The organism is Staphylococcus sp. NAM3COL9, assembly GCF_001431205.1.
Taxonomy (GTDB): Bacteria; Bacillota; Bacilli; order Staphylococcales; family Staphylococcaceae; genus Staphylococcus.
Map to the genome: position 1 here is coordinate 79237 of NZ_LGPC01000008.1, position 25939 is coordinate 105175.

The 25939-nt window shown below is 31.5% G+C and carries 24 protein-coding genes; 21 read left to right on the forward strand and 3 right to left on the reverse strand.

The window, feature by feature from the left end:
* Positions 1-85 precede the first annotated feature (85 nt).
* Together ACA31_RS02190 and mmuM are read left to right on the forward strand one after the other, a co-directional pair.
* A complete protein-coding gene (locus ACA31_RS02190) occupies positions 86-1423 on the forward strand; it encodes an amino acid permease (RefSeq protein ID WP_057511748.1) in 1338 nt (445 codons plus the stop codon).
* Positions 1424-2326 carry a homocysteine S-methyltransferase gene (mmuM, locus tag ACA31_RS02195; RefSeq protein WP_057511749.1) on the forward strand — a complete coding sequence of 301 codons (903 nt, stop codon included), beginning with the start codon at positions 1424-1426 and terminating at the stop codon, positions 2324-2326.
* A gap of 91 nt (positions 2327-2417) precedes the next feature.
* On the opposite strand, the gene ACA31_RS02200 is transcribed toward mmuM, so the two are convergent.
* On the reverse strand, positions 2418-2657 hold the full coding sequence (locus tag ACA31_RS02200; protein ID WP_057511750.1) for a YSIRK-type signal peptide-containing protein: 240 nt from the start codon (positions 2655-2657) through the stop codon (positions 2418-2420).
* A 255-nt stretch (positions 2658-2912) separates the two neighbouring features.
* Positions 2913-3920, reverse strand: coding sequence for a fatty acid desaturase (locus tag ACA31_RS02205; RefSeq protein ID WP_057511751.1), 1008 nt, complete (start codon positions 3918-3920; stop codon positions 2913-2915).
* Between the two features lie 372 nt (positions 3921-4292).
* Here ACA31_RS02205 and ACA31_RS02210 point away from each other — a divergent pair, with 372 nt between their 5' ends.
* Positions 4293-4766 (forward strand): SRPBCC domain-containing protein, encoded by a 474-nt coding sequence (locus ACA31_RS02210; protein WP_057511752.1) that lies wholly within the window; start codon positions 4293-4295, stop codon positions 4764-4766.
* A 101-nt stretch (positions 4767-4867) separates the two neighbouring features.
* Here ACA31_RS02210 and ACA31_RS02215 read toward each other — a convergent pair whose 3' ends face one another.
* On the reverse strand, positions 4868-5104 hold the full coding sequence (locus ACA31_RS02215; protein WP_057511753.1) for a hypothetical protein: 237 nt from the start codon (positions 5102-5104) through the stop codon (positions 4868-4870).
* Positions 5105-5622: 518 nt separating this feature from the next.
* Between ACA31_RS02215 and ACA31_RS02220 the strand changes: the two genes are divergently transcribed.
* The 18 genes from ACA31_RS02220 to ACA31_RS02305 all read left to right on the forward strand — a co-directional run bounded on the left by ACA31_RS02220 (position 5623) and on the right by ACA31_RS02305 (position 25698).
* Positions 5623-6579, forward strand: coding sequence for an NAD-dependent epimerase/dehydratase family protein (locus ACA31_RS02220; protein ID WP_057511754.1), 957 nt, complete (start codon positions 5623-5625; stop codon positions 6577-6579).
* Between the two features lie 536 nt (positions 6580-7115).
* Positions 7116-8192 carry a branched-chain amino acid aminotransferase gene (locus ACA31_RS02225; RefSeq protein ID WP_057511755.1) on the forward strand — a complete coding sequence of 359 codons (1077 nt, stop codon included), beginning with the start codon at positions 7116-7118 and terminating at the stop codon, positions 8190-8192.
* A gap of 251 nt (positions 8193-8443) precedes the next feature.
* A complete protein-coding gene (locus ACA31_RS02230; RefSeq protein WP_057511756.1) occupies positions 8444-9670 on the forward strand; it encodes an ester cyclase in 1227 nt (408 codons plus the stop codon).
* Positions 9671-9683: 13 nt separating this feature from the next.
* Positions 9684-11003: an ABC transporter substrate-binding protein gene (locus ACA31_RS02235; RefSeq protein ID WP_057511757.1), complete on the forward strand. Its 1320-nt coding sequence runs from the start codon at positions 9684-9686 to the stop codon at positions 11001-11003.
* An 11-nt stretch (positions 11004-11014) separates the two neighbouring features.
* The gene (locus tag ACA31_RS02240) at positions 11015-11887 is read left to right on the forward strand and encodes a carbohydrate ABC transporter permease (RefSeq protein ID WP_057511758.1); all 873 of its coding nucleotides are present in this window, start codon (positions 11015-11017) and stop codon (positions 11885-11887) included.
* A gap of 3 nt (positions 11888-11890) precedes the next feature.
* Complete coding sequence (locus ACA31_RS02245; protein WP_057511759.1) at positions 11891-12718, forward strand: carbohydrate ABC transporter permease; 828 nt, start codon at positions 11891-11893, stop codon at positions 12716-12718.
* 13 nt (positions 12719-12731) lie between these two features.
* Positions 12732-13991: a histidinol dehydrogenase gene (hisD, locus tag ACA31_RS02250; RefSeq protein ID WP_057511760.1), complete on the forward strand. Its 1260-nt coding sequence runs from the start codon at positions 12732-12734 to the stop codon at positions 13989-13991.
* Positions 13992-14008: 17 nt separating this feature from the next.
* On the forward strand, positions 14009-14620 hold the full coding sequence (locus ACA31_RS02255) for a cupin domain-containing protein (RefSeq protein WP_057511761.1): 612 nt from the start codon (positions 14009-14011) through the stop codon (positions 14618-14620).
* A complete protein-coding gene (locus tag ACA31_RS02260) occupies positions 14617-15333 on the forward strand; it encodes an alpha/beta fold hydrolase (protein ID WP_057511762.1) in 717 nt (238 codons plus the stop codon). Before ACA31_RS02255 ends, ACA31_RS02260 begins: the two co-directional genes overlap by 4 nt.
* Positions 15334-15343: 10 nt before the next feature.
* The gene (locus ACA31_RS02265; RefSeq protein WP_057511763.1) at positions 15344-16105 is read left to right on the forward strand and encodes an HpcH/HpaI aldolase family protein; all 762 of its coding nucleotides are present in this window, start codon (positions 15344-15346) and stop codon (positions 16103-16105) included.
* Positions 16106-16107: 2 nt separating this feature from the next.
* Positions 16108-17409 carry an amidase gene (locus tag ACA31_RS02270; RefSeq protein WP_057511764.1) on the forward strand — a complete coding sequence of 434 codons (1302 nt, stop codon included), beginning with the start codon at positions 16108-16110 and terminating at the stop codon, positions 17407-17409.
* Between the two features lie 16 nt (positions 17410-17425).
* Entirely contained in the window at positions 17426-18526 is a 1101-nt protein-coding gene (locus tag ACA31_RS02275) for an ABC transporter ATP-binding protein (protein ID WP_057511765.1), read from the forward strand.
* Between the two features lie 40 nt (positions 18527-18566).
* On the forward strand, positions 18567-19559 hold the full coding sequence (locus tag ACA31_RS02280; RefSeq protein WP_057511766.1) for a LacI family DNA-binding transcriptional regulator: 993 nt from the start codon (positions 18567-18569) through the stop codon (positions 19557-19559).
* A gap of 13 nt (positions 19560-19572) precedes the next feature.
* Positions 19573-20847 carry a histidinol dehydrogenase gene (gene hisD / locus ACA31_RS02285; protein ID WP_057511767.1) on the forward strand — a complete coding sequence of 425 codons (1275 nt, stop codon included), beginning with the start codon at positions 19573-19575 and terminating at the stop codon, positions 20845-20847.
* 35 nt (positions 20848-20882) lie between these two features.
* Positions 20883-21647, forward strand: a complete 765-nt coding sequence (locus ACA31_RS02290) for an SDR family NAD(P)-dependent oxidoreductase (protein ID WP_057511768.1) — start codon at positions 20883-20885, stop codon at positions 21645-21647.
* A 286-nt stretch (positions 21648-21933) separates the two neighbouring features.
* Positions 21934-23538 (forward strand): alpha-glucoside-specific PTS transporter subunit IIBC, encoded by a 1605-nt coding sequence (locus ACA31_RS02295; protein WP_057511769.1) that lies wholly within the window; start codon positions 21934-21936, stop codon positions 23536-23538.
* Between the two features lie 256 nt (positions 23539-23794).
* The gene (locus ACA31_RS02300; RefSeq protein WP_057511770.1) at positions 23795-24556 is read left to right on the forward strand and encodes an SDR family oxidoreductase; all 762 of its coding nucleotides are present in this window, start codon (positions 23795-23797) and stop codon (positions 24554-24556) included.
* 158 nt (positions 24557-24714) lie between these two features.
* Positions 24715-25698, forward strand: coding sequence for an aldo/keto reductase (locus ACA31_RS02305; RefSeq protein WP_057511771.1), 984 nt, complete (start codon positions 24715-24717; stop codon positions 25696-25698).
* Positions 25699-25939 lie beyond the last annotated feature (241 nt).

Genomic DNA, 25939 nt, shown 5'->3' on the forward strand with positions numbered 1-25939 from the left:
AAATGCATTGACTAAATTTTCAGAAATCAATAGAATGAATAATTATATTTAAAATGAGTAGAACTTGAAGATAAGGAGAACATTAATGGAACAGCCATCATTTAAACGCGCAATGAAACAACGTCATCTTATGTTACTTAGCTTTGGTGGTGTTATTGGAACAGGGTTATTTTTAAGTTCTGGATATACTTTGCAACAAGCAGGTCCATTTGGAACGGTACTATCTTATTTAATTGGTTCGATTTTAGTTTATCTCGTTATGCTATGTTTAGGTCAATTAGCAATCAAACATCCTGTTACGGGAGGGTTTCATACATATGCAAGTCTTTACATCCATCCATCTGTTGGATATATCGTAGCATGGTTTTATTGGTTAACTTGGACCGTAGCATTAGGTTCTGAATTTACAGCAGTGGGTATTTTGATGCAGAAATGGATGCCTGGAGCCCCTGTTTATATTTTTGCTACGATTGCAATTATATTGATTTTATTATTTAATGTCATATCAACACGGTTTTACGCTGAAGTTGAATTTTATTTTTCTTTAGTAAAAGTTACTGCAATTATCGTATTTATAATTTTAGGTCTTTTGGTAATTATAGGATTTATTCACTATGATGGTTATGAAGGTTTAAGTACAATTACACATAGGTATACGAATCCTACTTTTCCTAATGGCATTGGTTCTGTGTTTTTAACAATGCTAGCTGTGAATTATGCATTTAGTGGTACTGAGTTAATAGGTATTGCTGCTGGTGAAACAAAAAACCCTGAAAAAGTAATACCGAAAGCGATTCGAGCAACATTATGGCGTCTTATTATCTTTTTCATTGGTACAATGGTTATTATTTCTATTTTAATACCAAGTTATCAAGGTAAGTCATTAGAAAGCCCATTTGTTGTTATTTTTCAGAAAATGGGTATCCCTTATGCGGGTGATATTATGAATTTAGTGATTATAACAGCTTTGTTATCTGCAGCCAATTCAGGATTATATGCAGCGAGCCGAATGATTTGGAGTTTATCGAATGAAGGTGTATTTCCTAAATGGTTTGGGAAGCTAAATAAACACCATATGCCAGTAAATGCAACATTATTTAGTATGATTGGTGGCTTACTGGCGTTGTTTTCTAGCGTGTATGTAGCAGATTCATTATATGTAATTCTAGTTTCAATTGCTGGTTTAGCAGTTGTAATCGTGTGGATGAGTATTTGTATTGCATATTTTAACGCTAAAAAAATTGACCAAAGCTTAAAAGTTCATCAATCGATTCCAATTATCGGGTTTATATTATGCTTAGTTTCTTGTGTTGGAATGATTTTTGATTCTAATCAAGCACCTGCACTTTATTTCGGGCTACCATTTGCAGCGATTACGTTAATTTATTACTTTGTTAAATTTAATAAGAAAAGAGGAGTATAGATGAGACTGTTAGAAAAAGTGAAAACACAAGCTCCAATTGTCTTAGATGGTGGACTAGCAACTACATTGGAACAAGCTGGTTGTAATTTAAATTCTTCGTTATGGTCTAGTGAAGTACTTAGACATCAACCAACTAAAATAAAGCAAGCACATCAAGATTTTACAAATGCGGGTGCCGATATTATTTTAACAAGTACATATCAAGCCAGTTACCAAACATTTAAAGATATAGGGATGCAGGATGATGAAATTGATGGACTTTTTACAGTAGCGGTAGAGCAAGTTATGAAGGCAACAAATAATAATCAAGTGGTTGTAGGTAGTTTGGGTCCATATGGTGCATATTTAAGTGATGGCTCTGAATATACAGGGGATTATAAAATAAGCCGAGAATCCTATTTTAAATTTCATGAACAACGTATAAACGCTTTGATTTCAAGAGGAATAAATGATTTTGTGTTTGAAACAGTGCCTAATTTTGAAGAGATTCAAGCCATTGTTGAAAATATTATACCGAGTTATACAGAGGAACAAACATTTTGGATCTCTGTAACTGTCGATGACACAGGAAATTTATCAGATGGAACAGATTTTGAGCAGTTGATTGATTATATAAAAGATAAGCAAGCCAGTATTCCTATTTTTGGTATTAATTGTTCTTCGGTGAAAGGGATCAATAGATCTTTAGACAAAGGATTAAGTAGTTTGAGTCAGACAATTGCATTGTATCCTAATGGAGGTTCTCATTATAATGCAGATAGCAAAAAATGGGAAAATGATGCTAACAGTGATGAAATTATTGAACAAGTTCCGAAGTGGCTAATGGGCGGTGTGCAAATTATTGGTGGGTGTTGTCAAACAACACCAGAAGACATTAAAAAGATTAAATATAGCATAAGTTAAACAAAATTGAAGTTTTAAACTAAGAAAAGGAGAAGTGTTTGAGTTAACAAGCATTTCTCCTTTATTGTCTATTATTATTTAAAATTTTGAGTTAAACAGTATTTTCTTTTGATGTCACTTCATTATCAACAACTACTTTCTTTTCCTTTTTTAATATTTCATTATCGTCAACTGGTTCTGTTTGGTTTGAATTATTGCTTGCTTCATAATGGTTAGTTTCTGACGCCTGTGCTTCTCCCACATTCCCGATACTTATTGCTAAACAAGTCCCTAATAGAACAGATGATGCTCCAAACTTATATTTCGGGATACTAAATTTTTCTTTTTTCATAACTAACATTCTTCTATTTTAAAGTTTAAATAATTAGATTACTTCGTAAGTATTATAAAACTTTTTTATATAGGCAATATAATAAAATATCATTTAAAAAAACAATAAAATAGAGTGAAATAATTAGATTTATTCATCATATGGAATTAGTCCATATTCTTTTATAATCATATGGTGATATAATACTTATTTTATGTCGTAAAAAACTAGACCTTTATTCAATGAATAAAGGTCTAGTTTAATATTTTTTTAAATTTATGATGGTTGCTTATTTCTAAGTGAAAATTCCTTGAAAGTAATAAAACGTTTATGACTTTCATCATATAATTTGAATTTTAATGATGTTAGACTTTCTATTAGCGTAATAGATGTTGCATGATGTAGAGGTGTAACAGTTTCATGTGTTTCCTCTAAAGCGTAATTAGGAATTCTAGGATTTAAATGATGTACATGGTGATATCCTATGTTTCCTGTAACCCAATGTAGTACTTTTGGTAATTTATAGTATGAACTACCATCGATTGCTGCTTTTACATAATCCCACTCAGAAGATTCTTCAAAGTATGAATCTTCAAATGTGTGTTGAATGTAAAATAACCAAATACCGAGCATGCCAGCAATGAACATCATTGGTGCAAATACTGCAAAGAAATGACCTGCGCCCAATAGATAAATTAGACCGCCATATATAACTATTAATAAAATGTTGTTCAACCAAGTATTGATTCGTTCTTTCTTTTTAGCATCTTTAGAATTAAATCTATTAGAAACAAAGACTAAGAAGAACGGTCCTAATACAAACATTACAAGTGGATTACGATAAATTCTATATGTTAAACGTTGGGATTTAGATGCTTCTGTATACTCTTCTACCGTCATAACCCATATATCACCGATACCGCGTTTTTCTAAATTACCACTACCAGCATGGTGAATTAAATGTTCTCTACGCCATTTTCTGTAAGGGAACATTGTAAGAAAACCAGTAACATTTCCGAGCAAATCATTGTGCTTTTGTTTTTTTAAATATGATCCGTGACAAGCATCGTGAAAAATGATGAATGTTCTAATTAAAAATATAGATGCAAATATACTACTAATAATTGCTAATGACCAATGCACATTATATAAAAGACCACTTATAACTAAAATTGCAATAAGGGGAAGTAATGTATCTATAATTTGTATTGTACTTTTTGTGTAGTTAGTTTTTGCGAAAGGTTTTACCATTTTGTTCAACATCTTTTTCTTATCTTTTTCCATATACACCTAACTTTCTTTTACTGGATAAGTTAAAAATAGAATACATACTCTCACCAGTATTTTATTAAGTGTATATAAATAGAGAGAGATTTACAAATATTTATACTAAAAAATTGAAAAATTAAAAATAATAAGAAATTTGAAAATGTTAAAGATGCGTCTAATAAGGGACTAAAGATGAAGTTTGATATATCAATTTCGTTGTTTTAGATGATTAAATGGTCACCGATACCGCTATTTCAGTTTATATTAGAAATAGTTTATAACGAAAAAGGGTAAAACATGTTAACTAAATCTAGGTAAATTAGCATGAAGGATTGCAAACTTAATTTTTTTCTAGATAATCTTTGAATTGAGAGGGGAACTATAAATATGGAAACACAATATTCAAAGGGTGACCAAGGTGTTTATCAAACATTGAAAATAAATATAGACGCGGATAAGGAAACAATATTTAATTATCTGAGTACGACTAAAGGGATAAAGCAATGGTTTCCACAATTGTCATTTGAAATGCGAGAAGTGAATGGCAAAGTGTACTTCCATTTAGAGGAACAAGACGATTTAGAAATGAAAATCAAGAATAAAATGATTGGCTTTACGTGGGATATTGGTACTGTGAAGTTTGAATTAAATAGCAAAGTTCAGCAAACAGAACTTACATTTGTTGAATATTTACCACCTGAATTTCCACATATTGTCTTAGATTTTGCAGGTTGGCAATTTCATATGGAAAGCATAAAAAGTATTGTAGAAACGGGTGAACCGCTAGATTCTAAAAAATATGATTTTGATAGTAAAAACGAGGATCTTGAAGCGCAATTAAAACTAGAAAATAAAAAGTAAAAAGAGCTATGTATTGCATGCAATAAAGACGATCTTATTAATAAAAGGTCGTCTTTTAAATATATTTGGATATTTTGAAAATTTAGCTTATATAAATGAACCTACATTGCTATTAGAATCCAAATGACACCTACTAAAACAAGTACACTGAAAACAACTAATACGATGCCTAAGGTTAATACTTTATGTGACTGCTGTTTTACACCGATTCTTTCGTTTTCACTACGTTTCGCTTGTTTACCTTGATCAATTTCAGCTTTACTTTCTCTAAAACAAAAATAACTTAAAACTAATGACATGATTAAAACAGCGAATAAAATAATGATTAAATAAGTCATTATGTCATCCCTTTCACTGAATATTTATTTGTTAATAATATCAGTTATTGTCAAAGAGATACATTAAAATACTTGTTATTGACTTGGATTTTGTGAAGATGTATAGGTGACTAAGGTATCTATTTTAACAGGATACTAAACACTATGTTTGCATAGCTAATGTACAGAACTCAATTATGCAGTACGCTCAATATGATGATTTAGGCTATAGAACGCTTATATTTTCACTGCCTAAGATGTTAAAATAATATTGAAAAAAGTTTTGTGCAGTGATGCCCCCTTGCTATTAATGGTAGTAAGGGGATTTTTACGTTTGAGATCATTTTTTCTAATGGATATGAGCTTTTGTGACACTAAAATAAGCCCGGTTTTAAATCTAAAATACTAAAATATATAAAAAATGTACACTCAATGTATACAATTAAGCGCTTTTATTGTATAATTTAGTTGAAAATACGGTTTGTGTACACACGAGAAAAACATTACAGTTTCTGTAATGTACAAGGGGAGATAGAAATATGAAAAAAATTATGATTACAGGTGCTTTAGGACAAATTGGAACCGAACTCGTAGTGAAATGTAGAATGTTATATGGAAATGATAATGTTTTAGCCACAGATATTAAACAACCAGAAACAGATTCAGCGATTGCAGATGGGCCGTTTGAAATACTAGATGTTACTGATAAAGCGCGTGTGTTTGAGTTAGTTGAGATGTTTAAGCCAGATACAATGATGCATATGGCAGCATTATTGTCAGGGACTGCTGAAAAGAATCCATTATTTGCTTGGGATTTAAATATGGGTGGATTAATGAATGCATTAGAAGCAGCACGTGAACACAAATTACAATTCTTTACACCAAGTTCGATTGGCGCATTTGGGCCATCAACACCTAAAGTCAATACACCACAAGTTACTATTCAACGACCAACATCAATGTATGGCGTAAATAAGGTGGCTGGAGAGTTATTATGTCAGTATTACTTCGACAAATTTGGTGTAGATACACGCAGTGTTAGATTCCCTGGTTTAATTTCTCATATGAAAGAACCAGGTGGTGGTACGACAGACTATGCTGTAGATATTTATTTTAAAGCTGTGATAGAAGGCCGTTATACCAGCTTTATCGATAAAGCCACATATATGGATATGATGTATATGGAAGATGCAATAGATGCCATTATTCAACTTATGGAAGCGGACGGCGTTAAATTAATTAATCGTAATGCATATAATTTAAGTGCAATGAGTATTGAACCAGAAATGGTGAAAGAAGCGATTCAAGAAATTTATCCAAAATTCCAATTGGACTATGATGTGGATCCAGTAAGACAGTCAATCGCTAATAGTTGGCCAAACAGTATAGATATTAGCTGTGCACGCGCAGAATGGGGATTTAATCCGCAATATGATTTAACTAAAATGACTCAAACGATGTTAAAGGCTATCGAAGATAAAGAAAAAGTAAGATAATACAACTTAAACAGGCTGGGACATAATTACATGTCTCAGTCTCAATTTTTATATTGGCGGTGGCTGATTGAAATGAAAATGTGCTTATCTCAAGCTTTTAAAGAACTACTACTTCATTTATGAGGACAAGTAGTTCTTATCGAAGAGCTTCAGCTCTTGTATTCCAATTTTAAGTCAGCTTTGCTGGGGCGGGACGATGAAATTTTGTTAAAAACATTAGATTTCTGTCCCACTCCCTTTAAGCGTGTAGAGAATAAACTACCCGTAGTCTTCGGGTAGCACTTTTTTGGCAGGAGTCAGCGCAAATCACTGCCATTTTTTAAAACAAAAAAATATAACAAAGCATTCATCATTATTTATCAAGAATTATCTAATTATTGTTGATATACGGATAACTTTAATAATAAAACATTTTTAAAGATTGATAGTTGATCATTTTAGTATATTTGAAATTGTTTGAAAATTATTGAACAGCGGCCTGTGGATTGGTATAATTTAAAGTAATACTTAAGGAAATAGCATTAGGAGGAAAAATCATGTCAGAAAAAATTGAGTTTGTACAACGAGAAACACTTAAAGAAAAACCGGATCCAAGCGGTTTAGGCTTTGGAAAATACTTCACAGATTATATGTTAAGTTTCGACTACGATATTGATCAAGGATGGCATGATTTAAAGATTGTGCCTTATGGTCCAATTGAACTTTCTCCAGCAGCTCAAGTACTTCATTATGGGCAAGCTGTATTTGAAGGCTTGAAAGCATACAAACATGATGGCGAAGTTGATTTATTCCGTCCATCTGAGAACTTCAAACGTATTAATGATTCATTATCACGTTTAGATATGCCAAAAGTTGATGAAGAAGTTGTATTAGAAGGTCTAAAACAATTAGTAGATATCGAACGTGATTGGGTACCAGAGGGTGAAGGTCAATCATTATACATACGTCCATATGTTTTCGCGACTGAAGGTATATTAGGTGTACGTCCTTCATATTCTTATCAATTACTTATCATCTTATCACCTTCAGGTTCTTATTATGGGGGCGAATCATTAAGTCCAACTAAGATATATGTAGAAGATGAATATGTACGCGCTGTTCGTGGTGGTGTAGGTCACGCTAAAGTTGCAGGTAACTATGCTGCAAGTTTATTAGCACAGACAAATGCGTCTGCACAAGGTTACGACCAAGTACTTTGGTTAGATGGTGTAGAGCAAAAATATGTAGAAGAAGTAGGTAGTATGAATATCTTCTTCGTAGAAAATGGCAAGCTTATAACACCAGAATTAAACGGTAGCATTTTACCTGGTATTACACGTAAAACAGTCATTGAATTAGCTGGAAATTTAGGTTATGAAGTAGAAGAGCGTCGTGTATCGATTGATGAATTGATTGAATCACATAATAAGGGTGAGTTAACTGAAGTATTTGGTACAGGTACTGCAGCAGTTATTTCTCCAGTAGGTCAATTGAAATATGGCGAAACTGAAATTGTGATTAATAACAATGAAACTGGTAAAATCACGCAAGACTTATACAACAATTACACTGGTATCCAAAGTGGTAAACTTGAAGACCCACAAGGTTGGAGAGTCGTAGTACCAAGATATTAATAGATAACTAAAAAGCTTCACTGCAGATATTGCAGTGAAGCTTTTTTTATTTCATAGATCAAAGGAATGTTTAATGCTCATTAACTTTAATATTTACTTTGAAGAGGCCATAGTGAAATACGTTTACTTTAAGGGTAAATATTCTCTTAAATTTTAATTTGACAATTGTAAGCGTTTACTTTATTATTCTGTTTAACCTTTTGAATACGTATGCAAAAGAATAAAAAAGGTAAATTTAGGAGGTATAATTTATGACAGAAAATAAAGATTTGAAAAATGAAAATAATTACAAAAATGCTAAAAGTAGTCCGAATGACGTACAGTCTTCTCTAGTTTTTTATGCAGATGCTAAATCAGTGAATATGATTGATTCAATGGATGATGAAAGCTATTTAGATATAGATGCTAAAGACATGAAAGAGCAATCTATGAATGGATTTGGTGAATATAAAAATATAGTTGATTATATTGTTCAAATAACTAGAAAAATTTGGAAGGAGAAAGATATAGGTTTAATTTATGACACATATAGTTATGGCGTCCAGATTCATAGAGGATTAGTAAATAGCCATGGTGTTAATGAAGTTGTTTCTGGAACATTACAAACCTTGCAATCTTTCCCAGATAGATCTGGTTTAGGATATAGTGTCATATGGTCTGGAAATGATAAAGAAGGTTTTTTTACCTCACATAGAGGTAAATCAGTAGGAACTAATCTAGGGGATACTTTGTACGGACCTGCAACTGGTAAGAAAGTTATGTTTAGAACTACAGCAGATTGTTTGATACATAACAATAAAATTTATGAAGAATGGCTAGTTATGGATACGTATCATTTAGTTGAACAATTAGGATTTAATCCAATAGAAATTGCTAAGAGAGTCGCTAAACAAACAAAAGCCTTGTCCCCGAATTTACAATTTAATATTTCTCAGTCCGCTGAAGAAGGATTACCACCAGAAAAGTACCGAAAAAAATACAACCAATTTGAAATCGGTGATTTTATACTCGATTTATTTGCCCAGATATGGTCAAGAAAATCATTGAACAAGGTCAAGGATTTTTATCAACAAAATTCTGTATTACATTATATTCGTAATATTGATGTTGTTGGTCATAGTGAAATACAAGGTACATTTCTTAATTTGTTTTCATCAATACCTAATGGAAAAGTGTTGATTGATCGTGTTACATGTAATGAAAGAGATGGAGAAGGTAATTGGGATGTAGCAGTAAGATGGAGAATCCAAGGGATACATGGTGGTATTGGTTATTTTGGTAAACCTAGTGGAAAGAATATTGAAATAAATGGAGTAAACCACTATAAAGTAAGATCTGAAAAAGTAGAAGAAGAATGGATGTTATTTGATGGTTTAGATGTATTGAGACAAGTATTCACAGATTCTAATGAAGAGGAGCAAAACACCGGACAAAATTCAGAAGATTTTGAAGATGGCAACTTTACTGGTGTCTCGTAAAAGGGGTAATAATATGAAAAAGTATTTTTCCTTACTTTGTATTCTTATTCTGTTATTTACCACTTCTTGTGCTAATGGTGATGTAGAAGAAAAAAATAGTAAGAATAAAGATCAAATAACCATAGCTGTTACAGAAGGGAATATAGGACAATTTAATGCGTGGCAAAAACGAAGCAAAATTTTCACAAAAGAAACAGGGATTAAAGTTGAATTTGTGAAAGTTCCATATGAAAATTTACTGAATCGGATTACAACAGAAGGGATATCCGGGGACTCTACGTTCGATATTGTTACATATCCAGATATTATGGGTCCCTCAATCAAAACATTTTTGGAACCACTTAATGGATATACTAATAAAAGTTTTTTTGAAAGGTTTCCAGAATCTGCCGTAAAACTCTCAACCTATGGTGATAAAGTATATGGGATCCCTTTAAGATCTAATGTTCAATTACTTTTTTATAGAAAAGATGTTTTTAAAAAGTTAGGAATCTCTCCACCAAAAACATGGGATGAATTTAATAAGAATAGCAAAAAAATTGTTGGCAATACGGATTTGAAAGCAATAGCTCCTTACTATCAGTCAGGAAATAATGGCCAAAATATTTATATGTGGGCTACTTACCTTTGGGGAAATAATGGAGATATTTTTGACGGAAATATGAAACCAATATTTAACAATAAACAAGGAGTAGAAGCTACGAATGAATATATTAATTTATTAAAAAAAGGTTATGCACCCAAAGGTTCAGTACAATTTGCTGAACAAGATGCTAGAACCAATTTTAAGCAAGGAAGGTCAGCCATGTGGATTGGATGGTGGTGGGTGTATTCAGATTTTAATGCTAGTGACTCTGCTAAAGATGTTAAAAATAATGTCGGTGTAGTTCCGATGCCTTCTTGGAATAATGGAAAAAAAGTTTCCAATGTGTCTACTTTTCCTATAAGTATGATGAAAGATTCTAAAAATAAAGAAGCATCATGGAAATTTATGAAATGGCTTAGTAAGGAAGAAAATGAGAAGGAAATTGTATCTGATTCCCTTGATGAAAAAGTACCTAAAGAAGAGTTTTCTACCGATATTTCTCAGAAAAAGAATTTTAGAGATAAAGCATTGAACAAAAAGGGTGATGGTTTATTTAATATAGCAGGAGACAGTTTTGAAAGTTCTAAAACGCTTCCAATATCAAGAGTATGGCCTAAAATTTCAGATATTTTAAGTAGAGAAATTTCAAATATGGCTACCGGAGATAACGTCAAAGAATGTTTAGATAGAGCTGCTAAAGAAATTGAAAAATTATTAGACTCGGAAGGATATTATGACAATAGATAAGGCGTGATTGTATGAAAACAAAAAGCTTTAAATATATAACATTAATTCCAGCGCTGATAATTTTGGGATTGATTACTTTTTATCCATTACTCAATTCTTTATGGATAAGTTTACATGAATGGAACTTAACGCTTAATAAAACTATGGGGGGGTTTGTTGGTTTTGATAACTATTTGAGGGCTTTTAAAGATCCAACCTTTTGGAATAGTTTAACTGTGACGTTGATTTTTACAGTATTAACAGTAGTGATAACTATTATAGGCGCTATTTTATCAGCGTTACTTTTAAGCAAAGATAAACCCTATATAACGTTTGTTAGAGCAATTTTAATCATACCTTTTGCTTTAAGTCCTGCACTTGTTGGGTATTCTTGGAAATTTATGCTAAATCCAGATTATGGTGTCTTTAGTAAAATCATTGGAACAATCATACCTCCATTAGATGGTTTTATATGGCTAGGTAATCCTTTTACAGCTCTATTATCTCTAATTTCCGTTGCAGTTTGGATATGGCTACCTTTTATGACCTTAATGTTTATCAGCGGTATTCTTAGTTTGCCAAATGAAGCTTATGAGGCAGCAAAAATGGATGGTGCTAATAACATACAGTGTTTTTTTAAAATAACGTTACCATTATTAAAACCAATTACTTTATTATCTACAATTTTGATGACTATGTTTGCATTAAAACAATTTGATCCTATTGTAACAATGACTGGGGGAGGTCCCGGCGATGCTTCTACAGTTTTAAACTTTTTAGTTTATCAAACTTCTTTTAAATACTTTGAAATGGGATATGGATCTGCATTGGGTTATATTTTAGCAATCATCACAATAGCTTTTGTAATGCTTTATACAAAAGTTCTAACAAAAGGAGATGGTTAAAAAGTGAATATAACTAGTAAAAAATTACTTTTTAATATTTTCGAACTATTAGGAATAATATTAATTGTGTTTTTCTTGTTTTTTCCTATAGCTTGGATCATCCTAACGGCATTTAAATCGGGGAATGACGTCTTTTCTCTAAAGGTTATTTTTACTCCGACAATAGAAAATTTTAAAACTATATTAGGACAATCGTATGAATTTGGAGCGTATTATCTAAATAGTGTTATTGTTGTATTTTTTACATTAATTATAACTATGCCACTTAGTTTATTGGCTGCATATAGTTTATCTAGATTTGACATCATTGGAAAAAATTTACTTTTATTCATGATATTATCCACACAATTTATACCATTGATTATAAATGCCATTCCTTTTTTTACTATATTTAAAAATTGGGGAATATTAGATACACCGATAGCTTTGATTATAGTGAATTTAGGACAGACGATTCCTTATGCTATTTGGCTAATTAAAGAATTTATTGATGGCGTTCCAAAAGGTATTGAGGAAGCTGCGGAAATGGATGGAGCTAGCAAATTTGGTGTTATATGGCATGTAATTATACCTATTGCGAAACCAGGAATTATTACAGCTACGGTATTTTGTTTTGTAATAGTGTGGAATGAATTTATGTTCGCCTTAATACTAACTAACCAAAAAGCCGTAACGCTTCCCGTAGCTTTATCATATTTTGTTGGCGAAAATGGTGTTATATGGAATGAAATGTCAGCTGCTGGATTGCTATATGCAATACCAACTATCATTTTCATGTTAATTGTAAGAAAACAGTTTGTGAAAGGCATGAGTGCTGGAGCCATAAAATAAAGGAGCGTTAAATATGTATATTTTAAAAAATAGGAAAACAAACAGTGAAGATTTATATTTAAAAACAGTAGAGACTGTGCATAAAATTATTTACGATATAAAAAATAAAGGAGACAAAAGTTTAAAATTTTATGAAAACAAATTTAGTGGTGAATCAAGAGAGCAATTCAAACTTTCTGATGAAGAAATAGAAAAATTAATAAGTAGTTTAGATTTTGAAACTAAAAAAATTATTGAGTTAAACGTAAAACGAATTGAAAATTTTGCGAAAGCTCAATTGGAAACTATTAATCCTTTGGATGGAAATTTTGGTGAAGGTATACGAATGGGACATAAAATAATTCCTATAGATAGTATTGGAGCCTATATTCCCGGCGGAAGATATCCTTTATTATCATCTGGACCTATGGTAGTAGTACCAGCTAAAGTGGCGGGGGTATCTAATATAATCGCTTGTAGTCCTGCAAATTATAAAGGTTCTATACACCCAGCAGTAGTTTATGGCCTACAGTTATCTGGTGCTACAGAAATATATGGTGTAGGAGGCGCTCAAGCCATTGCTGCAATGGCATATGGTACAGAAAGTATAACCAAAATTAATATGATAGCAGGACCTGGAAATAGATTCGTTGCAGAAGCGAAAAAGCAAGTTTTTGGAGATGTTGGTATAGATATGATAGCAGGACCTAGTGAAGTTGTTATTATTTCTGATGATACATCAAATCCAGAATTATGTGCTGCTGATCTTTTAGCTCAGTCTGAGCATGATCCGAATTCTAGAGCAATTTTAATCAGTTCTGCAAAAGGTATTGCGGAAGAAGTGGTTTTAGAGGTTGAAAAACAAATACAAAGATTTCCAAGTGATTCTCCTGTTCATCATTCATGGGAAGACATGGGGGAAATTATAATAACTGAAAGTGACGAGGCATCTATACATTTATCAAACGAAATTGCGGGTGAACATGTTCAAGTTCATTGTAAAAATTTAAGGAAATATGAAAACGAACTAAAAAATTACGGATCTCTATTTTTAGGAGCAAATAGTTCAGTGGTATTTTCTGATAAAGTTTCTGGGACGAACCATACATTACCGACTAATAAAGCTGGTAAGTTTACTGGTGGCTTGTGGGTGGGAAGTTATCTGAAAACTCAGACTTTTCAAGAGATAAATGAACCAGGATTAACTACATTAGCTGCTCACTCAACAAAACAATCTGATATTGAGGGCTTACATGGGCATAAAATGTCAGCTTATAAAAGACTTGAAAATTAAAAAAAGGAGAGATTATTATGAATGAGAAAAGAACTAATTATACACAAGGCGAAATTGAAAATGAATGGGTGGTACGATTCGATGAGATTAAAGGAAAAGCAATTCCATTAATGTTTATTGATAGTATTATTCCCGGACATAATAGATTAAATTATGCTTTAATAGGCGATACTGCTAGTGAAAATGAAAATTATAATCCTGCTATTACTCAACCACATGGATTTCAAATAGGCATGGTAAAGGCTCCAAAAGGAAATGGTCCTGCTTATCATACACATGAATATATAGAAACATTCTTTGTTTTAACTGGTAAATGGCGATTTTACTGGGGGAATAGTGCTGATGAAGTAGAAGGTGAAGTTATTTTAGAGCCATGGGATATGATATCTTTACCTCCATATATGTACCGTGGTTTTGAAAATATTGAGGATGAAGATGCCTGGGTATTTTCTATACTAGAACAACATGATGTTTTTGATAGACCAGATCCTATATGGGACCCTAAAGTTGTTAAAAAGGGAGAGCAGCACAACTTCTCTGTAAATGAAAAAGGGAAAATGGTTCCTCCAGAAAACTTTGAGGAGTTAGAGAAAAAAATGGCTGAACAATTAAAAATGGGGGACTTATGATACAAAAAAGCAGGCTGAATAAAGATACCATTATTTTCTTGCCTGGTACTCTATGTAATGAAAAATTGTGGGGAAAACAAATAGAATTTTTTAAATCGGAATATAACACAATTGTAGGTGATTTAAAAAACAATAATTCTATTGAAAAAATGGCTCAAGAAATTCTATCTAAAGCGCCATCAAAATTTTTTTTAGTAGGTTTATCACTTGGAGGAATCGTTTCCTTAGAAATAGCGAGAATAGCACCTCAAAGAGTTATCAAATTAATCCTTATGGATACTACACCGTATCTTCCAACTATCAAGCAAATGGATAGTTGGAGCGTGTTTAGGGAAATGTGTGAAAACAAACAATTTGATGATATAACTAAAAATCACTTGTTGTCTCAGATGTTAGCGAATGAAAATTACACCGAAGAATTAAAAACTGTAGTGGTTCAAATGTCTGAAGAAATTGGTATGGAATCTTACTTGAATCAATTGAATGCGTTAGAGAATAGAAAAGATTACAGCAAATTTCTAAATGAAATATCGGTAGAGACCTTGATTTTAGTAGGAGAAGAAGATGAGATATGTCCTTTATATATCAGTGAATATTTGGCTGATCATTTAGTCGATTCTTCTTTAAGCTTAATAAGGAAATCAGGACATCTTCCCCCCTTGGAAAAACCTGACATCACTAATAAAAAATTAAATGACTTCATTAAGAAATGAGGGATAAAAAATGGAAATATATCATACCAAAAATAAACTTTTGAGTGATGAAAAAGTATTAGGAGGTTTTTTGAGCCTTAACTGTCCCTCATTAGTTGAAATGATTGGTTACTCTGGATTTGATTTTATTGTTATAGACAATGAGCACGGGGCTTTTAGCAATTCAGATATAGTGGAATTAATTAGAGCTTGTAAAGTTTCAAATTTAACCCCGATAGTAAGAACAGTGAATGATAAAGATTTTATACAAAAAGTGTTAGACAGTGGTGCGCAAGGCATACAAGTGCCTATGGTTAATAATAAAGAGCAAGCAGAATCAGTAGTGAAAAACTGTCTCTTTAATCCAGAAGGGAATAGAGGTGTCTCTTACTCAATTCCAGCAGCGAAATATGGCTTATATAAAGGTAAAGATTACTTGAATTATACAAATGAAAAGCTATTAATCAATATACAAATAGAAACTTTAGAATCAATTAATAACATACAAGAAATATTAGAAGTTGAAAGAATTGATGTTGTGTTTATAGGTCTTACAGATTTAGCGAATAATTTACAATTAAGTAGTGATGATATCAAATTTAAAAGAAATGTAGATAATTTAATAGAAGAAATAAAGAAAAGCGGAAAAAAAATAGGCATTGTTGCTAATAATGCTAACTCAGCAAAAAAGTATTTATTACAGGAAATTGATTATGTAGTAGTTGTTATTAATACATTGATTAATGACTCACTTAAAAACGTGGTTGAACAAAAAAATGAAGAGAAGTGTTGAATATGCACAGTGTTAAAGAAATAGTTAAGCTTTATGATAATAATGCATTAGCGCCTGAAGATATCATATGTGACTATGTTAACAATATTATTCATAATGACGAATTTAATACATTCATTACTATTACAAAAGACAAAGCAATGGAAGATATAGAAAAATATCATAAAACAACTACTAAAATCCATGGTATCCCTATTTCGATTAAAGATATTTATGATATAGAAGGTTATCCTAAAACTAATGGATACCTATACGATAAAAATGTTACTCCTAGTAAGTCTTCAATAATGGTAAAAACACTCGAAGAAAAAGGCTTTCTAATAGTAGGAAAAAATAATTTAACCCCATATTCCTCTACTGTTACTTCACAAAATAGCATATATGGAGATGTGATAAACCCTAGAAATGAGAGTTTTACTGCTGGAGGATCTTCGAGTGGTTCAGCAGCAGCAGTAGCATCTAACATGATTCCTTGTTCATTAAGTAGTGATACATCGGGATCAACTAGAATACCAGCCTCGTGCTGTGGAATTGTAGGACTTAAACCGACTTATGATAAAAATAAGTTATTTGGTATGACTCCAATTTCTAAAACACTGGATCATATAGGTTTATTAAGTAGAAATGTTGAGGATTTAGAAATAATTTTTAATATATTAAATGATGTACCCACAAAGTTACAAAAAAAAATAACGATTGGTATACCTGCAGATTATTTTACTGAAAATATTGATTTTGAAGTTAACGATATGATGGAAGACGTTTACACAAACTTTAAAAATTTGAGTTATTCTTTAGTCCCTATAGACACTAATTTCCTTAACAAAAATGACGTGATTATAACTTCAAGAAATATTGGTACTCCTGAAATGACAGTCCAACATAAAAAAAACATATATAAAAAACAATATCCTGAATATTTAAAAGAAACATTTACTAAAAGCCAAAGTATTTCATCAATTGATTATCTTATTGCTAAAGAGAATAGTTTAAAATTAAAAAATGAATTTAATAATATATTTCAAGAAGTAGATATAATACTAACTCCGACAATGCCAATTAAAGTACCACTTATAGAGGCTAATAACATATATTATAAAGGATTAAATAATGATATTGAAGATGTCATGATAAAGTATACAACTGTTTTTAATCTGACTGGACATCCAGCTATAACTATCCCTTCTGGATATGTATCAGATAACATATCTCAAGGTATACAATTAATAGCACCATATCATAGTGAAAATATCTTATTAAACGTTGCTAAAACTTATGAAGACTTCATCAATACAAATTTTTAGTTCAAGGAGGAATTATATGCCCCATATAAGTTTATCGAATATAAAAAAACAATATAGTAAAAAGGGTGATATAATTGTCGACAATTTTAATCTCGAAATTAAGGATAGCGAATTTATAGTGTTTGTTGGCCCATCAGGATGTGGAAAATCTACTATATTGAGGATGATTGCCGGTTTAGAAGATATAAGTGATGGTGAACTTTATATAGATAATAAAAAAATGAATGATGTGGATTCAAAAAACAGGGATATGGCAATGGTCTTCCAAAATTATGCTCTATACCCACATATGTCAGTATTTGATAATATGGCATTCGGTTTGAAGTTACGAAAAACGCCTAAAAAGAATATTAAAGAAAAAGTGCTAGAAACTTCGGAGATTTTAAATTTAGAAAATTATTTAGATATTAAACCTAAAGGACTTTCCGGTGGTCAGAGACAGAGGGTAGCATTAGGTAGAGCAATTGTGAGAGATGCAAGTATTTTTTTAATGGATGAACCTTTATCGAATTTAGATGCTAAGTTAAGAGTTCAAATGAGGTCTGAAATAATAAGACTACATAAACATTTAAATACCACTACTATATATGTAACACATGATCAAACGGAAGCACTAACTATGGCTAATAGAATCGTTATTTTAAACCGCGGGAAAATTATGCAAGTTGGTACACCTAAAGAAGTATATGATAAACCGGAAAATATATTTGTAGCAGGTTTCATTGGATCACCATCGATGAACATTTTAGATGCATATTTTAACGAAGACCATATTATTATTGAAGAGCAAAAGTTTCCCATAACACCCTCCCAAATACGTTTACTTAAAGAAAAAGGTTATGAAAACAAAAATATAAAAATGGGTATTAGGCCTGAGCATATTAAAGACGAACCGATATATACAGAATCAGGTATTACCAATACGTTTGAAGCTAAGGTAAAAGTCAATGAGTTACTTGGATCAGAATCTATTATTCACACTAACTTGGGTGACTATGAGTTAGTTGCTAAGGTTAATTCGAGAAACCAAAGTAATTCTGGAGATACAATAAAATTTATATTTGACATAAATAAGATACACTTTTTCAATCCTGAAACTGGGGATAGAATAAAGTGAAAATGATGATATAAAATATATTATAGAAAGGGGACTAGCCATGAGTGAAAAAATATCCTCTAAAAAAATTGCTGAATTAGCACATGTTTCGCAATCAACAGTTTCTAGAGCTTTTGATCCTAAATCTGGTGTTTCTACTGAAACAAGAAAGAAAGTTTTAGACATTGCTGACGAATTCAACTATAAACCAAATGCGTTGGCTCGAGGGTTAATTACTAATAAATCCAAATTGGTTGGGATAGCAATGAAAGAAAAACAAAACCCTTTTTATTATGAAGCACTATCTTTATTTACCCAAAAATTAAGAGGTTACGGTTTCTCCGTATTATTTATGTATACTGAAAACGAAGAAATACAACAAGAAGAGATTGCAAAATTTTGGGAGTATAATGTAGAAGCTATTATAGTAACAGATGCTTTATTATCCTCTGATATGGTTAAAAAATTAAAAAATGCAAACATACCAGTGGTACTTTTCAATAGAGAAGACGATGATTTACAGTGTAATTCAGTATCTAGTGATAATATCTATGCTTCTCAAGCTATAGCTCAATATTTTTATAATAAAAATTTCGAAAAAATTTTATATGTTTCAGGAAAAAATAACACATCTACGAATAGAGACAGATTTTATGGTTTTAATAGCTTTTTTGAAAAAAAGAAACAAAAGATTGATGTTATTGAAGGTGACTTTACTTTTGAAACAGCATATCAACTGACATTAGATTATTTAAAAGAAGGTAACACACCTAATGGTATATTTGGGGCAAATGATATAACTGCACTTGGGATACTTGAAGCAACAAAAGAAATGAAAATCAATGTTCCTGATGATATTGAAATAATTGGTTTTGATGATATTAAGATGGCATCTTGGCCTAATAATAAATTAACAACGTGGTCACAACCTTTAGATTTGATGGTTAACGAAACGATACAAATTTTATTAGAAGGTAACCTAATAAAAAACAAACGTATTAAGATTAAAGGCGATTTTAAATTTAGAAATACAACCACTAACAAAATTAGATAAAAGGAGTTTTTATATGGTCTATATTTTAAAACCAGGAAAAGATGATGATGAAGTAAAAGATGATGATGAAAAAGTTAGTCAAATTGTAAGTGATACGATTAAGAAGATTGAATCTGAAGGAGATAGAGCTTTACGTGATTTGTCTGTGAAATTTGATAATTGGAGTCCAGAAAGTTTTAAATTAAGTGATGAAGAAATTGAAAGAATTGTTAATGATGTTCCACAACAAGTAAAAGATGATATCGCATTCGCGCAAAATAACATTCAAAATTTCGCAGAAGCTCAAAAAGCTTCCTTACAAGACTTCGAAACTGAAAATTCACCTGGTGTTATATTAGGTCAGAAAAATATACCGATTGATAACGTTGGATGTTATATTCCAGGTGGTAGATACCCAATGATTGCATCAGCACATATGAGTATTTTAACTGCCAAAGTTGCAGGGGTGAAACGTGTTATTGCTTGTACACCGCCGATAGACGGTAAAATTCCAGAAACAACAGTATATGCAATGTATAAAGCAGGTGCCGATGAAATTTATATTCTAGGTGGCATTCAAGCAATGGGTGGTATGGCGATAGGTACAGAAACGATAGATTCTGTAGACATGATTGTCGGGCCAGGGAATGCTTTTGTGGCAGAAACGAAACGCCAACTATTTGGGAGAGTCGGTATCGATCTACTCGCGGGTCCTACAGAAACTTTAGTGATTGCAGATGAAACATCAGAACCTGAAATGATTGCTACAGATATACTTGGTCAAGGGGAACATGGACCAACATCTCCAGGCGCGATTATTTCTACTTCTGAAGAAATTGCGGAAGCAGCTTTAAAAGAGATAGAAAAGCAATTACAAACGTTATCAACAGCTGATATTGCAAGTGAGTCTTGGGAAAATTATGGGCAAGTGATTATTGTAAAAGATGAAATAGAAGCTGGAATAGAAGCGAATAAACTCGCTTTTGAACATGTTGAAGTATTAACTAAAGAACCAGACTACTTTTTAAATCATTTAACAAATTATGGCGCGCTATTCCTTGGTCCAGAAACAAACGTAGCTTATGGTGATAAAGTCATTGGTACGAATCACACATTGCCTACAAAAAAAGCAGCACGGTATACAGGTGGCTTATGGGTAGGTAAGTTTATTAAAACAGTGACGTATCAACGTATTACATCTAAAGAACAAAGTGCAGCTATGGGTGAGTATGCAGCGAGATTATGCGGTTATGAAAACTTTGCGGGACACGCAAAACAAGCACTATTAAGAGTTAAAAATTACAAATAAAACTATTTATACTTAGTAAAGATAGGAGATTTTTAATGAAAAAAAGTTTTGATGATATAAAAGGGAAAAATATCATAGTGACAGGCGGAAATAAAGGTATTGGTCAACAAATATCTAAAGATTTATCACAGCTTGGAGCTAATGTGATAGTTATAGGAAGGGATTCTATATCTTTGAACGAAACATTAGAAATATTAAATAGAAGCGAAGGCAAACATAGTATATACGCTTTGGATATAACAAAAATTAATGAAGTAGAAAAGACAATTGAAAAAGTAATCCAAGCGTATGGTACTATTGATGTTTTAGTTAATAATGCAGGCGTAAATATTACTAAACCAGCTTTAGAAATTCAAGAAAATGATTGGGATAAAGTGTTAGATATTAACCTTAAATCTCTATTCTTTATTTCACAATTTGTAGGAAAATATATGTCTAAAGAAAGAGCGGGGAAAATTGTTAATATTGCCTCCCAAGTAGGATTTGTTGGTTATTTTAATAGGGCGCCTTATTCTGCTAGTAAGGGTGGGGTAATCCAATTAACGAAGTCTCTTGCTATAGAATGGGCAAAATATAATATTAATGTCAACGCTGTAGCGCCTACTTTCGTAGAAACAAATTTAACTAAAAAAATGTTTGAAGATCATGACTTTAAAGAAGATGTGTTAGAACGTATATTGTTTCATGAATTACCTACACCTAGTGATATTTCAGGTGCTGTACTGTATTTAAGTTCTCAATTATCAAATTTCGTAACAGGTGAAACTTTAAAAGTTGATGGAGGATGGACAGCTATGTAAGAAAAGTAATTGGTGTTTTATGTAGTTAAATAATAAATGTAGCACATGAAAAGTGTGATTGAACTTCATACTAGTTTCTTCGTACATATACTTCACACTTATTAATTAGAATTTAAAGAAATTAAAAGAGATTCAGTTGCCTTAAATTAAGACTTAAATTATCTCTAGAGATAAGAAAAGTGAGAGACTTTCACCAAATTATGTAAGCGCTTACTTTTAATAGAAGAGATTTATCCTTTGCAAATGCTATAGCTAAATTAATGAAGTTATCTAAGGAGGAATTGTTATGAATGTAATTAAACGTTTTGGAAGTGCAATGATTGTACCAGTACTTACATTTGCCTTTTTTGGTATAGTATTAGGTATTTCCACTGTATTTTTAAATACCACTATCATGGGGAGTCTTGCTGAAGAAGGAACAATTTGGTTTAAAATATGGTCAGTAATTGAAGCAGGAGGATGGACGGTATTTGACCACATGGAATTAATTTTTGCTGTAGGTTTACCTATTTCATTAGCTAAAAAAGCTGCTGCAAATGCGACATTAGCAGCTTTAATAGGATATTTTATGTTTAATACATTTATTAATATTATATTAACGGAATGGCCACATACCTTCGGCGCGAATTTAGAAAAAGGCGTTGAAAATGTAACAGGTTTGAAGGAAATTGGAGGTATTGAAACGTTAGACACAAATATTTTAGGTGCTATTATTATTTCTAGTATTATTACATGGATACATAATAGATATTATGGAAAAAAATTACCTGAGATGTTAGAAGTGTTTCAAGGTTTAACTTATGTTGTAGCAATTTCTTTTTTTGTGACGTTAGTAGCTGCAATTATAACCTGTATTATTTGGCCTACAATTCAAGATGGTATTTCTTCATTACAAGGTTATATTATTGGTTCTGGTTACATTGGCGTTTGGTTATATCATTTCTTAGAACGTGTCCTAATACCTACAGGATTACACCATTTTATTTGGACGCCAATAGATATGGGACCAGTAGTAATGAACCAAGGCTTAAAAGCATATTGGTTTGAACATGTAAGTGAATTTGCGAATAGCTCAAAACCATTAAAAGAACAATTTCCGTATGGATTTATGCTTCAAGGAAATGCAAAAATATTTAGTTCTATGGGTATCGCTTTAGCGATGTACTTTACAACGCCTGAAGAAAACAGAAAAAAAGTAGCTGCATTACTAATACCGGCTACACTAACTGCTGTGGTTGCGGGCATCACTGAACCTTTAGAGTTTACATTCTTATTTATTGCACCATATTTATTTGTATTACATGCATTTTTAACAGCAACTATGGCTACAATAATGTATAGTCTGGGCATCGTTGGACACTTTGGCGGGGGATTAATTGATTTTGTAGCTACAAATTGGATCCCATTGGGTTCTAATTATTGGCAACTCTATGTTCTTCAAGTAATTATTGGTCTAATTTTTACGGGTATTTATTTTGTATTATTTAGATATTTAATATTAAAGTTTGATATACCACTTCCTGGTAGAGAAAAGAAAGAAGGAAATATTAAACTTTATAGTAAAAATGATTATAAAGAGAGTAAAAAAGACTCAAATAGTAAAAGAAATAAAAATATACAAAAAGGAAACGAATTTGAAGATAAAGCACAATATTATTTACAAGGTTTGGGTGGCAAGGAAAATATTAAAGATGTTACAAATTGTGCTACACGTTTACGTTTGACGGTTAATGATGAAAATAAAGTCTCAGATAATGACTACTTCACACAAGATAGAATGGCACATGGATTAGTTAAAAGTGGTAAAAGTATACAAGTGATTGTAGGTTTGTCAGTACCACAAGTAAGAGAAGAATTTGAAAGTATGATTCAGAATAATCAAGAATATTAAACAATCTTGATATGTATTTTATTATTTAAGAAATTTTAAAAAATCATCATTAAGATATTGTAACTCAAAATTTTCATTGACTATTTTAATGAAAAGCATTTCAAAAAAGTAGTTTTATCAACGTTAGTCTAAGATTCAAAGAGGCGTTCTAAATGAATATGTTGATTTTCTCACGTTTTTCTAAACAAACTTTATTGATAGACGGATGCTAAAATAACGACTACACTTATTAGACTAATATAGAGGGGTGTATACAATGGATATAAACAATAACACAATATTAATTACTGGTGGTGCTTCTGGTATAGGACTTCAGTTCACTAAAAAGTTCTATGAAAATAATAATAAAATAATTATTTGTGGGCGTAATACGGAAAAGTTAGAACGTATTAAAGCCCAATTTCCAGAAGTAACTACGAAAAAATGTGATATATCTAGTGCTGAAGAACGCTTGGATTTATATAATTGGGTAATTCAAAATTATTCAGATGTTAATGTACTCGTAAATAATGCTGGTATCCAAAATCGCTTTGATATTTTAAAAACCAATGCTACAACGAATTGGGAGAACTTAAATACAGAAATAAAATCCAATTTTGAAGCAACGGTCCAACTTTCAACATTATTCAGTCAATACTTTTCTGATAAAACAACAAATTCAAATATAATTAATGTTTCTTCGGGACTCGCTTTCTCACCCATGGCAATTGCGCCAATATATTCAGCAACCAAAGCTGCAGTACATTCATTTACAATTAGTTTAAGACATCAGTTGTCGAATACGAATACAAGTGTTTATGAGGTTATTCCTCCTGCAGTAAACACTGATTTAGGCGGGGAAAATATTCATACTTTTGGTGCGGATCCTGTTGATTTTATTAATGAAATTTTTGATGGTTTAGTTCAAGGAAAAACTGAAATCGGATATGGCTCATCCAAAAAACGCCTTCAAATGTCAAAAGAAGCGTTAGATGATTATGCAGAAGAAATGTATAATAATTTGAAAAATACAATATAACTTAATTTATGCAAGGATATAAAATAACAGTGAATGTTTATTATTTTTTCGAATAAAGGGTAAAGAACATGTGTAAAACATAGAAGTGTATAAAAATGAAATTTAGCATACAAATAGAAATGGTGAGCTATTTTTAATTATAAGGGGAGGAATATTTTATGAAATATCGTGAGTTAGGTAATACAGGTATGATGGTTAGTGAAGTTAGTTTTGGTACATGGGCAATAGGTGGGGCATGGGGTGAAACAAATGATGAAGATGCATTAAGTGCTTTAGAATATGCAATTGATCAAGGTGTGAATTTCTTTGATACAGCTGATGTCTATGGGGATGGTCATAGTGAAGAATTATTAGCCAAGGCGACTGCAGAAAAAGAAGATGAAATCTATATTGCAACAAAATTCTGTCGACAAGGAGATATTGCTGATCCACAAAATTATAGTTATGAAACAGTGAAATCATACTGTGAAGACAGTCTTCGTCGTTTAAACAGAGATACAATAGATTTGTTTCAAATCCATTGCCCTGCCACTGAAATTTTAAAAGATGGCAGTGTCTTTAAAGTATTAGACCAATTAAAAGAAGAAGGTCTCATAAGAAATTATGGCGTGAGTGTTGAGTCAGTTGAAGAAGGTTTAATATGTTTAGAATATCCTAATGTAGCAAGCTTGCAGATTATTTTTAATATGTTCCGCCAAAAACCGTTAGAAGAATTAATTCCTAAAGCTTACCAACAAGGTGTAGGAATTATTACGAGAGTGCCACTTGCAAGTGGATTGTTGACAGGGAAATTTACAGCCAAAACTCAATTTGCTGAAGACGACCATCGTAAATTCAATGAAAATGGCGAAGCTTTTAATGTAGGTGAAACATTTTCAGGACTAGGTTTACAAAAAGGTGTAGAATTATCTGATCAGTTAACATGGATTAAAGATGGCCGCCCTTCTATGGCAAGTGCAGCATTAAGATGGATTTTAGATTCTGAAGAAATATCTTGTATTAATCCAGGATTTAGAAATGTGAAACAAGTGAAACAAAATTTAGATGCATTAAATACTAAATCTTTCGCAGAGGACGAAAAGTTAAAAATTAAAAACTTTTATAAAGAAAAAGTAGAAGATTCTATCATGGGTACTTATTAATAAATTAAATTGGCAGAAAATCCTAAAATAAAGGGTAATACAACTGAACCTAAAAGTGTTAATCTGTTTTAAGACACTTCTTTTAAAAAGAAGTGTCTTTTTGTATTAAATGGCTTTTGTAAAAATGTAATTACACTAATAGTTTATTGAACAATCATTTTATTTAAAAACTTTTAAACGTTCCTTAGATAAAATATATTCACTGAGTATAAATTAGTTTTATATTAATTGTCGAAAAAAT